At 64.7% G+C, this 14,227-nt stretch carries 11 protein-coding genes; 5 read left to right on the top strand and 6 right to left on the bottom strand.

Annotation, left to right across the window (positions count from 1 at the left end; genetic code table 11):
* Nucleotide 1: 1 nt before the first annotated feature.
* Nucleotides 2–1,531 (top strand): UxaA family hydrolase, encoded by a 1,530-nt coding sequence (locus IB235_RS02415; RefSeq protein ID WP_192335334.1) that lies wholly within the window; start codon nucleotides 2–4, stop codon nucleotides 1,529–1,531.
* Nucleotides 1,532–1,622: 91 nt separating this feature from the next.
* Nucleotides 1,623–2,021: an energy transducer TonB gene (locus IB235_RS02410; protein ID WP_192335332.1), complete on the top strand. Its 399-nt coding sequence runs from the start codon at nucleotides 1,623–1,625 to the stop codon at nucleotides 2,019–2,021.
* A 59-nt stretch (nucleotides 2,022–2,080) separates the two neighbouring features.
* Here the strand turns inward: IB235_RS02410 and IB235_RS02405 are convergent, their stop codons facing one another.
* A complete protein-coding gene (locus IB235_RS02405) occupies nucleotides 2,081–3,445 on the bottom strand; it encodes a dicarboxylate/amino acid:cation symporter (protein WP_192335330.1) in 1,365 nt (454 codons plus the stop codon).
* A gap of 207 nt (nucleotides 3,446–3,652) precedes the next feature.
* On the opposite strand from IB235_RS02405, the gene IB235_RS02400 reads away from it, so the two are divergent.
* From IB235_RS02400 to IB235_RS02390, 3 genes are all read left to right on the top strand, one after another.
* The gene (locus tag IB235_RS02400; protein WP_225612022.1) at nucleotides 3,653–5,344 is read left to right on the top strand and encodes a sensor histidine kinase; all 1,692 of its coding nucleotides are present in this window, start codon (nucleotides 3,653–3,655) and stop codon (nucleotides 5,342–5,344) included.
* The gene (locus IB235_RS02395; RefSeq protein ID WP_192335328.1) at nucleotides 5,341–6,678 is read left to right on the top strand and encodes a sigma-54 dependent transcriptional regulator; all 1,338 of its coding nucleotides are present in this window, start codon (nucleotides 5,341–5,343) and stop codon (nucleotides 6,676–6,678) included. The genes IB235_RS02400 and IB235_RS02395 overlap by 4 nt, the downstream gene beginning before the upstream one ends.
* A gap of 83 nt (nucleotides 6,679–6,761) precedes the next feature.
* Nucleotides 6,762–9,065: a Tex family protein gene (locus IB235_RS02390; RefSeq protein WP_192335326.1), complete on the top strand. Its 2,304-nt coding sequence runs from the start codon at nucleotides 6,762–6,764 to the stop codon at nucleotides 9,063–9,065.
* Here the strand turns inward: IB235_RS02390 and pdxY are convergent.
* The 5 genes from pdxY to nrdI form a co-directional block, all read right to left on the bottom strand.
* A complete protein-coding gene (gene pdxY / locus IB235_RS02385; RefSeq protein WP_192335324.1) occupies nucleotides 9,062–9,898 on the bottom strand; it encodes a pyridoxal kinase in 837 nt (278 codons plus the stop codon). The genes IB235_RS02390 and pdxY overlap by 4 nt on opposite strands.
* Complete coding sequence (locus IB235_RS02380) at nucleotides 9,895–10,575, bottom strand: MOSC domain-containing protein (RefSeq protein ID WP_192335322.1); 681 nt, start codon at nucleotides 10,573–10,575, stop codon at nucleotides 9,895–9,897. The genes pdxY and IB235_RS02380 overlap by 4 nt, the downstream gene beginning before the upstream one ends.
* Before the next feature lie 75 nt (nucleotides 10,576–10,650).
* The gene (nrdF, locus tag IB235_RS02375; protein WP_155038006.1) at nucleotides 10,651–11,622 is read right to left on the bottom strand and encodes a class 1b ribonucleoside-diphosphate reductase subunit beta; all 972 of its coding nucleotides are present in this window, start codon (nucleotides 11,620–11,622) and stop codon (nucleotides 10,651–10,653) included.
* A gap of 76 nt (nucleotides 11,623–11,698) precedes the next feature.
* Nucleotides 11,699–13,825, bottom strand: coding sequence for a class 1b ribonucleoside-diphosphate reductase subunit alpha (gene nrdE / locus IB235_RS02370; RefSeq protein ID WP_192335320.1), 2,127 nt, complete (start codon nucleotides 13,823–13,825; stop codon nucleotides 11,699–11,701).
* A complete protein-coding gene (gene nrdI, locus IB235_RS02365; protein ID WP_192335318.1) occupies nucleotides 13,807–14,223 on the bottom strand; it encodes a class Ib ribonucleoside-diphosphate reductase assembly flavoprotein NrdI in 417 nt (138 codons plus the stop codon). The genes nrdE and nrdI overlap by 19 nt, the downstream gene beginning before the upstream one ends.
* Between the last annotated feature and the right edge of the window lie 4 nt (nucleotides 14,224–14,227).

The raw sequence follows: 14,227 nt of genomic DNA, 5'->3' as shown, positions 1-14,227 counted from the left end.
CATGCCAGCGCCACGCATTATTCGTTTGCGACCCGAGGACGACGTGGTCATCGCCACGCAACCGATCCCGGCAGGCACCGAGCTGACCGAGGAAAAGGTGACGACCCGGCAGGACATTCCCCCCGGCCATAAGATCGCCACCCGCGACATTGCGACTGGCGAAGCGGTGCGGCGCTATAACCAGATCATCGGGCTGGCATCCGCGCCGATTCCGGCGGGCAGCCATATCCATGTCCACAATCTGGCCATGACCGATGTGCAGATGGACCATGCCATTGGCGTCGATGCGCGACCCACGGTCCCGGCGACGGAAGCCCTGACCTTCATGGGCATCCGCCGCCCCGACGGGCGCATCGCCACGCGCAATTACATTGGTATCATTTCATCGGTGAACTGCTCGGCCCGTGTGGTGCGCTCGATCGCTGACCATTTCCGCCGTGACATCCGCCCCGAGGCGCTGGCCGATTTCCCGAATGTCGATGGCGTCGTGGCGCTGACCCATGGCATCGGTTGCGCGGTGGACAGCAAAAGCGAATCCATGCGCATCGTGCGGCGCACCATGTCGGGCTTTGCCACCCATCCGAACTTCGCCGCCGTGCTGTTCATCGGCCTTGGCTGCGAGACGAACCAGATCGCCGAGATCATGGCGCAGGGCGGGCTTCAGGAAGGGGCCAAGCTGAAGACCTTCACCATTCAGGATCAGGGCGGAACCACCAAGACCATCGAACATGGCGTGGCCCAGATCAGGGCGATGCTGGCACAGGCCAATGCCGTCACGCGCGAACCGGTGCCGGTCTCGGAACTGGTGGTGGGGCTGCAATGCGGCGGCTCGGACGGCTATTCGGGTATCACCGCCAATCCGGCCTTGGGTCATGCGGTGGACATTCTGGTCAGCCATGGCGGTACCGCGATCCTGTCGGAAACGCCCGAGATCTATGGCGCGGAACATCTGCTGACCCGCCGCGCCGAAACCCGCGAAGTCGGCGAAAAGCTGGTCGCCCGCATCGACTGGTGGAAAGAGCACACCGCGAAAAACGGGGCCGAGATGAACAACAACCCCTCGGCTGGGAACAAGGTCGGCGGGCTGACCACCATCCTTGAGAAATCATTGGGCGCGGTCGCCAAGGCGGGCACGACCAATCTGCGCGGCGTCTATGAATATGCGGAGCCGGTGACCGAGCATGGCATGGTCTTCATGGACAGCCCCGGCTACGACCCGGTTTCGGCGACGGGGCAGGTGGCGTCCGGGGCGAACCTGATCTGCTTCACCACCGGTCGGGGTTCTGCCTTTGGCTGCGTGCCCGCGCCCTCGCTGAAGTTTTCCACGAATACGGCGACGTGGAAGCGGCAAGAGGACGACATGGACCTGAATTGCGGCACCATCATCGAGGGCGAAGCCACCATTGAGGAATTGGGTGAGGTCATTTTCCAGATGATGATCGACTGCGCCTCGGGGGTCAGGTCGAAAAGCGAATTGCTGGGCTATGGTCAGGATGAATTCGTGCCGTGGCAAATTGGCGTCGTGACCTGATCCGCAGAAGTTAACGTAACTTCAGACGCTTGCGCGGAATCAAATGAACCCTGATGGTGCGGTGACCATTGCCGCTCATAAGGGATTCTTGATGCTGCGTACCGTTCTGTCGTCACTTTGCGTCGTTTTGGCGCTGTCGACCCCGTGTCTTGCCGAACAGGCCGGAGGATCGGGCCTGCCGCCGCCAGCAACTCAGGCACAATGGAAAAAAGCGGTGAAACTGCGGTTGAGTGCCAATGGCATTCATCGGCTGATGGCGCAGGGGATGTTGGAGCCGGGAATCAAGGGTCAGTCAGCCACGATCGCCTTTCAGATCAATCCGGACGGTCGCATCACAAACGTCAAGATCGTCAATGCTAGTGAGGGCCTGTCCCCGAGGATGCAGAAGCACCTCGTGAAGGCGTTCGAAGCGATGCCGAAGATGCCGCCTTTTTCACCCGACATGGGGTCGATGCCCGATTTGGTGACCGTGCCTGTGAATTTCGATTGAGACAACGAAAGGCCGTGACCCTTGGGGCCACGGCTTTCCTTTTGGACGATGCGCCGGGATCAGTCGGCGCTGGCCTCGCCCAGGCGCAGACCGGCGGGGGCATTGATCTGGGTGACCGGGCGGACATCATCGGCCAGTTCACCCGACAGGGCGCGGTTCAGCTTCTCGCGGTCCAGCGCGCCTTCCCAGCGGCTGACGACGATGGTGGCCACCGCATTGCCGATGAAGTTGGTGATCGAGCGGCATTCCGACATGAAGCGGTCGACGCCAAGGATCAGCGCCATGCCCGCGACCGGGATGGTCGGGACCACCGACAGCGTTGCCGCCAGCGTGATGAAGCCCGCGCCGGTAACGCCCGCCGCACCCTTGGATGACAGCATCGCGACCAGCAGCAGCAGCACCTGCTGTTGCAGGGTGAGGTCGGTATTCGTGGCCTGCGCGATGAACAGCGCCGCCAAGGTCATGTAGATGTTGGTGCCATCAAGGTTGAAGGAATAGCCGGTCGGCACGACCAGACCGACGACGGGGCGGGCGCAGCCGGCCTTCTCCATCTTCTCCATCAGCGCCGGCAGGGCCGATTCCGACGAGGACGTGCCCAGCACCAGCAGCAGTTCGGCCTTGAGATACGAGATCAGGCGGAAGATCGAGAAGCCGTTGGCCATGCAGACCGCGCCAAGGATCACGATGATGAACAGTGCCGAGGTCAGGTAGAAGGTGCCGACCAGCGTCGCCAGATTCACCACCGAGGCGATGCCGTATTTGCCGATGGTGAAGGCGAAGGCCCCGAAGGCCCCGATGGGCGCGGCCTTCATCAGGATGTCGACCACGCGGAAGACGACATGGCTGAGGGTCTCGAACAGCGCGACCACGGGCTTCGCCTTGTCGCCGACAAGGATCAGGCCGATGCCGAACAGGATGGCGACGAACAGCACCTGCAGGATGTTGCCCTCGACAAAGGCGGAAACCAGCGTCGTCGGGATGATGTCCATGACAAAGCCGGTCAGCGAGGTCTCATGCGCCTTTTCGGCGTAGCCGCTGACCTTGCTGGCATCCAGCGTCGCCGGGTCGATATTCATGCCCGCGCCGGGCTGGATGACATTCGCGGTGACCAGTCCGACGATCAGCGCCAGCGTCGAGAAGGTCAGGAAATAGGCGAATGCCTTGCCCACGACCGAGCCCACGCCCTTCAGCGTGCCCATCCCGGCCAGACCGGTGACGATGGTCAGAAAGATCACCGGCGCGATGATCATCTTGACCAGCTTGATGAAGGCGTCGCCCAAGGGCTTCAGCGCCTCGCCGGTCTGGGGAAAGAAATGCCCGATCAGCGCGCCAACGATGATGGCGCACAGCACCTGGAAATAAAGATGGCGATAGATCGGACGGGGTTCGTGCGCGGTAGGCTGCGCCGACATGTCGAGTTGCATTGGGGGCCTCCTCCAGCCAACCGATGACGGTATTGTGTCACTGCATGTTACAGGCTGCGGCAGGGCGGCCCAATTTCAGGGCGCATGACAGCAATGCGCTGAAATCATGGGAGTTTGGGCGATTTCCGTCCGATTGTGTGTGTGGTTTCCCACACGGTCGCGACGTGCTAGTGTGGAATTCGAAACAGTCCCGCGAAAGGACCGCAATTGCCGCAGCAGGCCGAGTCGCGCCGCTTTCCGTCCCGGGCCCTGTGGCTGCTCGGGGTGCTGGCGCTGGCTGCGCTGGTACTGGCGGGCACGTTCGATCTGACCCGGCGCGCGGCGCTGGCCGAATTGCGCCAGTCGCAGGAAACCGAGATGCGCGCCCGGGTGCAGGCGCTGGAAAGCGTGCTGCTGCGCCAGCGGGCGGTGGCGACGGTGCTGGCCGATGATGCGGTGATGCTGCAGGCGCTGCGCGATCCCTCGGCCCTGAACCGCGAGCGGGTGTCGCTGAAGCTGGACCGGCTGCGCAATCAGACCGACAGCGCGGTGATCTATCTGCTGGACAGTCAGGGCGTGGCGATCGCGGCCTCGAACTGGGACGAGGCCACCAGCTTCATCGGCGAGAATTACAGCTTTCGCGACTATTTCAGCGAGGCCCTGCTGAAGGGCGAGGCCACGCAATTCGCGATGGGAACGGTCAGCTATCGCCCGGGCCTGTATCTGTCCCACGACCTGCGCGAAACGCCGGTCCTTGCCGAAGGGCAGGGGGCGGCTTTGGGCGTGATCGTGGTCAAGGTCGAATTCGACCCGCTTGAGCGGAACTGGCGCAGCGCCCATGCCCGGACCGAGGTGCAGGACGCCTTGGGGCAGGTGATCCTGTCCAGCGACCCCGCGCTGCGCTTTCAGCCCGCGCCTGTGCCAGGCGCCGCCGAAATCGTGACCGAGGCTGCCGTGCCGGGAACCGACTGGGTGCTGCGGGTCAGCGGCTCGACCCGACCGGCGCTGGTCGCGGGGCTGATGGCCACGGGCACGGCAGGCTTTGGCCTGACGCTGCTGGGGATCGGCGCGGGCTTTGCCCTGCGCGCCCGCCGCCGCGCCGCCCGCAAGGCCGAGGCCGAGCGCCGCTACCGCATCGATCTGCAACGCGCCGTCGATGACCGCACCCGCGCTTTGTCCGATGAAATGCGCGAACGTCGCGCGCTGGAAAAGCGGCTGGACCGGCTGCGCGCCGAGATGGTGCAGGCCAACAAGCTGGCTGCTTTGGGGCAGATCACGGCGGGCGTGGCGCATGAGGTCAACCAGCCCTTGGCCACCATCCGCCTTCTGGCCGAGAATGGCGAGGCGCTGCTGGCCGCCGGCGAGACGCCCGACGTGGCCGGGAACCTTGGCAACATCCGCCGCATGGCCGACCGGATCGCGCGCATCACCGACCAACTGCGCGGCTTTGCCCGCAAGGCCAATGGGCAGGTCGGTCCGGTGGCGCTGCGCGAGGCCTTTGAGGTGGCGCTGCTGCTGACCGCCGCCCCGCGCGAGGCGCAGGGGATTGCGCTGGACATGCCCGACATCCCTCCGGACCTGCGTGTCCGGGCCGAGACGGTGGCGCTGGAGCAGATCCTGGTGAACCTGCTGCAAAACGCGCAGGAGGCGCTGGCGGGCACACCCGATCCGCGCATCACCGTCAGCATCCAGCCCGGCGCGCCGCTGCGCATCACCGTCAGCGACAATGGGCCAGGCCTGACGACCGAGATGTATGAGCAGCTTTTCACGCCCTTCCTGACCAGCAAGCCCCGTGGCATGGGGCTGGGGCTGGTGATCTCGCAGGATCTGGCGCGGAGTTTCGGCGGCAACCTGCATGCGCTGCCGCCCCAACCGCGGCAGGGCGCCACCTTTATCCTTGAGCTGCCGAGTGCCGAATGAGTGATCCGATCCACCTAGTCCGTCTTGTCGATGACGATCCCGATTTGCTGGCCGCGCAGGTGCAGTCGCTGAAGCTGGCGGGCTTTGCGGTCGAGCCCTTTGCCTCGGCAGTGGAGGCGCTGGCCGGGCTGGGGCCGGATTATCCGGGCGTCATCCTCAGCGATGTGCGGATGCCGGGCATGGACGGTTTCGCCCTGTTCGAGCATCTGCAGGCGCTGGACCCGGAATTGCCGGTGATCCTGCTGACCGGCCATGCCGATGTGGCGATGGCGGTCGCGGCACTGAAGCGCGGGGCCTATGATTTCCTGTCCAAGCCCGTCGGTGCCGATACGCTGGCCGCGGCGCTGAACCGCGCCTGCCATTCCCGCGCGCTGGTGATCGAGAACCGCGCCCTGCGTCAGCAGCAGCACGAAGGCTTGGCGCGCGAGACCCGGTTGGTCGGGCAAAGCACCGTCATGCAGCACCTGCGCGAGACGGTTGAGCGGCTGGCCGGGACCGGGGGCGATCTGTTGATCAGCGGCCCGCAGGGATCGGGCAAGGAAACCGTCGCACGGGCGATCCATCGGCAGGGTCCGCGCCGTGCCCGCGCCTTTGTGCAACTGCCTTGCGCCGCGCTGGACGAGGCGCGCTTTGATGCCGAGGTTCTGGGACTGGAACCGGGCGGGCGTCAGGCCCGCAGCCCCGGCAGGCTTGAACGCGCCCATCGCGGGACGCTTTATCTGGACGGTGTCGATAGCCTGTCGCCCGCTTTGCAGGCCCGGTTGCTGGCGCTGATCGAGGCGGGAGAGTTCTGGCCGCCCGGAGCATCGTCGCCGCGTCCGCTGGACCTGCGGGTGATCGCCTCGACCGAAGGCGACGCCCAGCGGCTGATGCGCGAGGGGCGGCTGCGCTCGGACCTGTATTTCCGGCTGTCGGGGGTGGTGCTGTCCCTGCCGCCGCTGTCTGCCCGGCGCGAGGACATCCCCGAGCTTTTCCGGCATTTCCTGCTGTCGGCCTGCGACCGGCTGGGCGTGGCCGTGCCACCGCTGACGCCGCTGGTCCGGGCGCGGCTTTCGGGCCATGACTGGCCGGGCAACCTGCGCGAGCTGCGCCAATTCGCCGAAAGCCATGCGCTGGGCCTGTCGCCCTTCGAGGCGGGCGCGGGCGAGGGGCCGGGGCGCGGCCTGTCCGATCTGATGGCCGAATACGAATCCGCCCTGATCCGCGAGGCGCTGCGCCGCGCCGAAGGCAATGCCACCCGCGCCATGGAAAGCCTGCGCCTGCCGCGCAAGACCTTCTATGACAAGCTGACCCGGCACGGCATCCGCCCGGCCGATTTCCGCGCCTCGGACTAGCGGTGCGCTCGCGCGACGCGCGAAAGGCTTGGCCCTCGCAGGCGTCCGCGATATGACTGCAGCCTGAACAGACGGAGCCTGCCATGGACACGACCGAACGTATCGCGCGCAAGATTGCCAGTGAAATCAACGCGTCGCCGGGGCAGGTCAGTGCCGCGACCGGGCTTCTGGATGGCGGCGCCACCGTGCCCTTCGTCGCCCGCTACCGCAAGGAAGTCACCGGCGGTCTGGACGACACGCAGTTGCGCACGCTGGCCGAACGTCTGGCCTATCTGCGCGAGCTGGAAGCCCGCCGCGCCGCGATCCTTGAGCAGATCAAGGGGCAGGGCAAGCTGACCGAGGATCTGGCCCGCAGCATCGCCGGGGCCGAAACCAAGGCCACGCTTGAGGATATCTATCTGCCGTATAAGCCCAAGCGCCGCACCAAGGCGATGATCGCGCGGGAAAACGGGCTGGAGCCCTTGCTGCGCGCGATTCAGGACAATCGCGGTGCCGATCCGGTGGCGCTGGCGCAATCCTACCTGTCCGAGAATGTCGCCGATCAGAAAGCCGCGCTGGACGGCGCGCGCGATATTCTGGTCGAGGAGCTGTCTGAAAACGCCCCGATGCTGGGCCGCCTGCGCGAGTTCATGCAGACCGAAGGTCGCATTGCCGCCAAGGTCGTCCCCGGCAAGGAAACCGAGGGCGCAAAGTTCAGCGACTATTTCGACCATGCCGAGAAATGGTCCGTCATTCCCGGCCACCGCGCTTTGGCCATCCTTCGCGCCGCCAAGGAAGAGATCCTGACCATCGAGATCGCCCCCGAACCCGAGACCGGCGATGCCCGCGCCGAAGGGATCGTCGCCGCGACCCTGGGCCGTCTGGGCGACGGTCCGGGCGATCAATGGCTGCGCAAGGTCGCGGGCTGGGCATGGCGGGTGCGGCTGTCGAACACCATGTATATCGACCTGCTGACCGAGCTGCGGACCCGCGCCCATGCCGAGGCGATCCGGGTCTTTGCCCGCAACCTGAAAGACCTGCTGCTGGCCTCGCCCGCCGGGCCGCGCGCGACCATCGGGCTTGATCCGGGCATCCGCACCGGGGTCAAGCTGGCCGCCGTCGATGCGACCGGCAAGGTGATCGAGACCGCGACCCTGTACCCGTTCCAGCCCAAGAACGACCTGCGCGGAGCCGAGGCGGCGCTGGCCGCCGCGATTGTCCGCCACAAGATCGAACTGATCGCCATCGGCAACGGCACCGCCAGCCGCGAGACCGAGCGCATGGTGGCCGATGTCCTCAAGCGCCTGCCCGCGGGGATGAAGGTGCCGGTCAAGGTCATCGTCAGCGAAGCCGGTGCCTCGGTCTATTCGGCCTCGGAACTGGCGGCCAAGGAATTTCCCGATCTGGACGTGTCGCTGCGGGGCGCGGTCTCGATCGCGCGGCGCTTGCAGGACCCGCTGGCCGAACTGGTCAAGGTGCCGCCAGAGGCAATCGGCGTTGGCCAGTATCAGCATGACGTCGATCAGCGCCAATTGATGAAGACACTGGAGGCCGTGGTCGAGGATGCGGTGAACGCCGTCGGCGTCGATCTGAACACGGCATCCGCGCCGCTTCTGGCGCATGTCGCAGGCCTTGGCCCGTCGCTGGCGCAAAACATCGTCGCGCATCGTGACAGCGAAGGGGCCTTCGCCTCGCGTACGGCGCTGAAAAAGGTGGCGGGCCTTGGTCCGCGCGCGTTCGAGCAATGCGCGGGTTTCCTGCGCATCCGCGACGGCAAGGAGCCGCTTGATGCCTCATCCGTCCATCCCGAGGCTTACGGCGTCGCGCGCAAGATCGTCGCCGCCTGCGGGCGCGACATTCGCCAGATCATGGGCGACGGCGCGGCGCTGAAGGGCATCCGGGCCGAACAGTTCGTCGATGACAGTTTCGGCCTGCCCACCATTCGCGACATCCTGTCCGAACTGGAAAAGCCCGGACGCGACCCGCGCCCCAGCTTTGTCACCGCCAGCTTTGCCGAGGGGGTCGAGGACATCAAGGACCTGAAACCCGGCATGTCGCTGGAAGGCACGGTGACCAATGTCGCGGCCTTTGGTGCCTTCGTCGATATCGGCGTCCATCAGGACGGGCTGGTCCATATCAGCCAGTTGGCCGACCGTTTCGTGAAGGACCCAAATGAGGTGGTGAAGGTCGGCGACGTGGTCCGCGTCCGCGTGACCGAGGTGGACGTGCCCCGCAAGCGCATCGGCCTGACCATGCGCAAGGATGGCGGAACCTCGGCCCGCGATGCCCAAGCCGAACGCAGCCCGAAATCCGCCCCTGCACGCGGTGCGGCATCAGCGAAACCCGCACCCAAGGATGAACCCGGTGCCTTCGGCGCGGCGCTGCTGAACGCGCTGCGAAAGAACTAAAGCGTCAGCAGCGCGGCGCGGAAGTCGGGGTCGGACAGGACCACCTCTTTCGCGCCGAGGCTCGCGGCACGGGCCAATGCGCGCGAGGTCTGGGCTTGCGCGAACTCGACCGCTTGGGCCAGATCGCGGCCCCGACCCAGCGCCGCCGTGATCAGCCCGGCGAACAGATCGCCAGTCCCGGCCATCGCCACCGGCAGGCGCGGGACCGGATGGCGCGACAAGCCGTCCGGCCCCAGCACCACGCTTTCCAGCATCCCCTCGGGCGTATCCTGCAACTGGCAGCCCGTCGCGATCAACCGCGCGCCCGGCGCCATGCGCAGATCGGCAAAGGCGCGGGGCAGGTCATCCAGCACCGCGATCTGACGCCCGGTCAGGTAGCCGATTTCGAACGGATTGGGCGAGGCGATGTCGGCCAGCGGCAACAGCCCATCCTTGAGCACCGCCGCGATCGCCTCGGGGACGTAAAGCCCCGGCGCATCATCCCCCATCACCGGGTCGCACAGATAGATCAGCGCCCGATTTTCCGCCTTGGCGCGGGCAACGAATTCCGCGACCAGCCCCGCCACCTCGATTGAGCCGATATAGCCGGTGACAATATAGGCCGCGCGTTGCGGCAGGCCACGTTCCCACGCGCCACGCAGCAGATCGGCAAAGAAATCGGCAGGCATCGCGCGCCCGCGCAGGGTCGGGTAATCGGGTGTGTTCGAGAAAATGACGGTGGGGATCTGCGCGACCTCCAGCCCCGCTGCTTGCATCGGAAAAACGGCAGCCGAGTTCCCGACATGGCCCAGCACCACCTGACTTTGGATCGAGATCACCAAGGGCGGGGTCATGCGCTGCCCTCCAGCCGCTTGGTCCAATCCTCGACCAGCCCGCTTTCCAGCCGACGCAGGGCGTGGCGCCGCCAGCCTTCGGCCAGAACCTCCAGCGCGGCGATGCCCCGCAACTCCTCGGGATTCAGACGGTCGATGTAGAATGCATGCCAGATCCGGCGCAGCGTCCATTCCGGGGCGATCCGGTCGATCCGCAGAGTCCGGTCCCCCGGTGCAACCAACCCCGGTTCAAGCACCCGGTAATACCAGCCGGTGCGCCCGGTACCCTGCACGCGCCGCGCCATGTCTGCGATGCCAAGCCGCTGGGTCAGCTTCCAGCAGGGCTGCCGTCCCTGACTGACCTGAACCAGCGCGCCGCCCAGCCGGAAAATATCGCCCACCGCGACATCCGCCTCGGTCAGGCCAAGGGTCGAGACATTCTCGCCAAAGGCCCCCGGCGCATCCAGCAGCGGCAGCGGCCCCAGATCGGTGCGCCATGCCGCGTAATGGTCGAAGGGATAGTGATGCACGGCCTTTTCTACCCCGCCATGCACGCGCAGATCGGCCTGCTCATCGCCCTGAAGCCCCTGATGGCCCAGCATCAGCGGGCGGTCGACCGGGCGCTTGTCGATGCCACTTAGCCGGTCCGATCCGGGCAAGGGCGCAACGCGGCCTGCAAGCAGGGTGATCTGGGTCATGGCGGCTCCTTTCGCTGCGGCAGCTTAACCCGGCCCGCGGAAAAGGAAACGCCCGCCGGGTGGCGGGCGTCAGGATCAGAAGTCCCAGTCTTCGTCTTCGGTCGCGACGGCTTTACCAATCACATAGGACGAGCCCGAGCCGCTGAAGAAGTCGTGGTTTTCGCTGTCGGGGGACAAAGCCGCCATGATCGCCGGGTTGACCTCGCAGGCCGCAGGCGGGAACAGCGCCTCATAGCCCAGATTCTGCAGCGCCTTGTTGGCGTTGTAATGCAGGAAGGCTTTCACGTCCTCGGTCAGTCCGATCCCGTCATAAAGTTCGGCGGTGTATTTCTGCTCGATGTCGTACAGATCGAAGATCAGCGAGAAGGCGAAATCCTTCAGCTCCTGCTGCTTCTCGGCGCTCAGCTTCTCGGCGGCGCGCTGGAACTTGTAGCCGATGTAATAGCCATGCACCGCCTCGTCGCGAATGATCAGGCGGATCAGGTCGGCGGTATTGGTCAGTTTCGCACGCGAAGACCAGTACATCGGCAGGTAGAAGCCCGAATAGAACAGGAAGCTTTCCAGGAAAACCGACGCAATCTTGCGCTTCAGCGGATCGGAATCCGCCTTGTATTCGTCAAGGATCAGCCGCGCCTTGGCCTGCAGATGCGGGTTTTCCTCGGACCAGCGGAAGGCCTCATCGACCTCTTTGGTCAGGCACAAGGTCGAGAAGATCGACGAGTAGCTGCGCGCATGGACGGCTTCCATGAACGAGATATTCGACAGCACCGCCTCTTCGTGCGGGGTCTGCGCGTCGGGCATCAACGAGGGCGCGCCGATGGTGTTCTGGATCGTGTCCAGCAGCGTCAGCCCGGTGAAAACCCGAATGGTCAGCTCGCGCTCTTCGGGGCGCAGGGTGGCCCAGCTTTGCACGTCGTTCGACAGCGGCACCTTCTCGGGCAGCCAGAAGTTGACGGTCAGCCGGTTCCAGACCTCAAGGTCCTTCTCGTCATCCAGCCGGTTCCAGTTGATGGCGCGCAAGGGCGTCCGCGTCACATGATCCTTCATCCGAAGAACCTTTCTTTCTTGTTCAAATATCCTCGGGGGGTGCGGGGGGCAGACAGCCCCCCGCCAACGACGCGGGTTACAGGCTGCAGGAGACGCAGCCCTGCACTTCGGTTCCCTCCAGCGCGGTCTGGCGCAGGCGGATGTAGTAGATCGTCTTGATGCCCTTCTTCCAGGCATAGATCTGGGCGCGGTTGATGTCGCGGGTGGTGGCCTCGGCCGGGAAGAACAGCGTGAGGCTCAGGCCCTGATCGACATGCTCGGTCGCCGCCGCATAGGTGTCGATGATCGCGTCGGGGCCGATCTCATAGGCGTCGCGGTAATATTCCAGGTTCTCGTTCGACATGAACGCAGCCGGGTAATAGACGCGACCGATCTTGCCTTCCTTGCGGATCTCGATCTTGGCGACGATCGGATGGATCGAGCTGGTCGAGTTGTTGATATAGCTGATCGAGCCGGTCGGCGGCACCGCTTGCAGGTTCCGGTTATACAACCCGTGCTTCATCACCTGAACCTTCAGCGCCTCCCAATCCGCGCGGGTCGGCAGGGTCACGCCCTCAAACACCCGCACCACATCCGCCGAAACCGGCAGCCAGTCGCGTGAGATGTATTTGTCGAAGAACGACCCATCGGCATATTTCGACTTGTCGAAATCCTTGAAGGTCGAGCCATGTTCCTGCGCCAGCAGGTTCGAGGCGCGGATCGCGTGATAGGCCACGGTTGCGAAATAGACCGATGTGAACTCGACACCCTCGGGCGAGCCGTAATGGATGCGCTCGCGGGCAAGGAAGCCATGCAGGTTCATCTGACCCAGACCCACGGCATGGGCCTCGTCATTGCCGCGACGGATCGAAGGCACCGACTCGATCGAGGACATCTCGGACACGGCGGTCAGGGCGCGGATCGCGGCCTCGACGGTCGCGCCGAAATCCGGGCCGTCCATGGTGGCTGCGATGTTCAGCGAGCCGAGGTTGCAGGAAATATCCGTGCCCAGATGCGAATAGGTCAGGTCCTCGTTGAACTCGGAGGCCTCGTTCACCTGCAGGATTTCCGAGCACAGGTTCGACATGGTGATGCGACCGTGGACCGGGTTCGCCTTGTTCACCGTGTCCTCGAACATGATGTAGGGATAGCCGGATTCAAACTGGATCTCGGCGATGGTCTGGAAGAACTCGCGGGCGTTGATCTTGCGCTTCTTGATGCGCTTGTCATCGACCATCTCGGCATATTTCTCGGTGACCGAGATCTCCGAGAAGGGCACGCCATAGACCTTTTCCACGTCATGCGGCGAGAACAGGTACATGTCCTCATTTTTCTTCGCCAACTCGAAGGTCACGTCGGGAATGACGACGCCCAGTGACAGCGTCTTGATGCGGATCTTTTCATCCGCATTCTCGCGCTTGGTGTCGAGGAAGCGCAGGATATCGGGGTGGTGTGCGTTCAGATAGACCGCGCCCGCGCCTTGACGCGCGCCAAGCTGGTTGGCGTAGCTGAAGCTGTCTTCCAGCAGTTTCATCACCGGAATGACGCCCGAGGACTGGTTCTCGATGCCTTTGATCGGCGCACCGGCCTCGCGCAGGTTGGTCAGCATCAGGGCGACACCCCCGCCACGCTTGGACAGCTGCAGCGCCGAGTTGATCGAGCGCCCGATCGATTCCATGTTGTCTTCGAGACGCAGCAGGAAGCAGGAAATCAGCTCGCCGCGCGACTTCTTGCCAGCGTTCAGGAAGGTCGGCGTCGCGGGCTGGAAACGGCCCGAGAGGATCTCTTCCATGAAGCTCATCGCCAGCTTCTCGTCGCCACGGGCCAGCGCCAGCGAGACCATGACCACGCGGTCCTCATAGCGCTCAAGGTAGCGCTGACCGTCGCGGGTCTTCAGCGTGTAGCTGGTGTAATATTTGAACGCGCCCAGGAAGGTCGGGAAGCGGAACTTGCGCTTGAAGGCAGCGTCCCAGATCACGCGCTGGAAATTCTTGGAATACTGGTCCAGCACCTCGGGCTCGTAATAGCCCTCTTCGACCAGGTAATCGAGCTTCTCGTCCAGCGAGTGGAAGAAGACGGTGTTCTGGTTCACATGCTGCAGGAAATACTGATGTGCAGCCTTGCGGTCCGCGTCAAAGCGGATGCGGCCCTCACCATCGTAAAGGTTCAGCATCGCGTTCAGCGCGTGATAATCGAGCTCGGCCTTTACGCCATCGTCAAGCATTCTGTCCCCCAGAATTTGTCCAGCCCGGCCAATACGCGGGCGATGTCGGTTTCTGTCCCGGCCAGCTCGAATCGATAGAGCAGGGGGACGTTGCATTTGTCGGAAATGACCTTGCCCGCTAGGGCAAAGGTCGTGCCGAAGTTCCGGTTCCCGGCGGCGATGACGCCACGAAGCAGCTCGCGGCGGGTCGGGTCGTTCAGGAAATGGATGACCTGTTTCGGCACGGCACCCCGACCTTCGCCATCGGCATAGGTCGGGCAGATCAGTACGAACGGAGCGGCAGGCTCCGGCATCGCGTCAGCGGGCGAGACCGGGATTCTGTCCGCCTGCAGGCCCAGCCGCGCGACGAAGCGCGCGGTGTTCCCGGAAGCGGAGGAGAAATAGACCAGCCCGCCCATGGCC

This window comes from Paracoccus sp. PAR01 (assembly GCF_014851995.1).
GTDB classification, from domain to species: domain Bacteria; phylum Pseudomonadota; class Alphaproteobacteria; order Rhodobacterales; family Rhodobacteraceae; genus Paracoccus; species Paracoccus litorisediminis.
The sequence above is the reverse complement of the archived record's forward strand: the minus strand, read 5'-3'. Positions and strand labels throughout refer to the sequence as shown.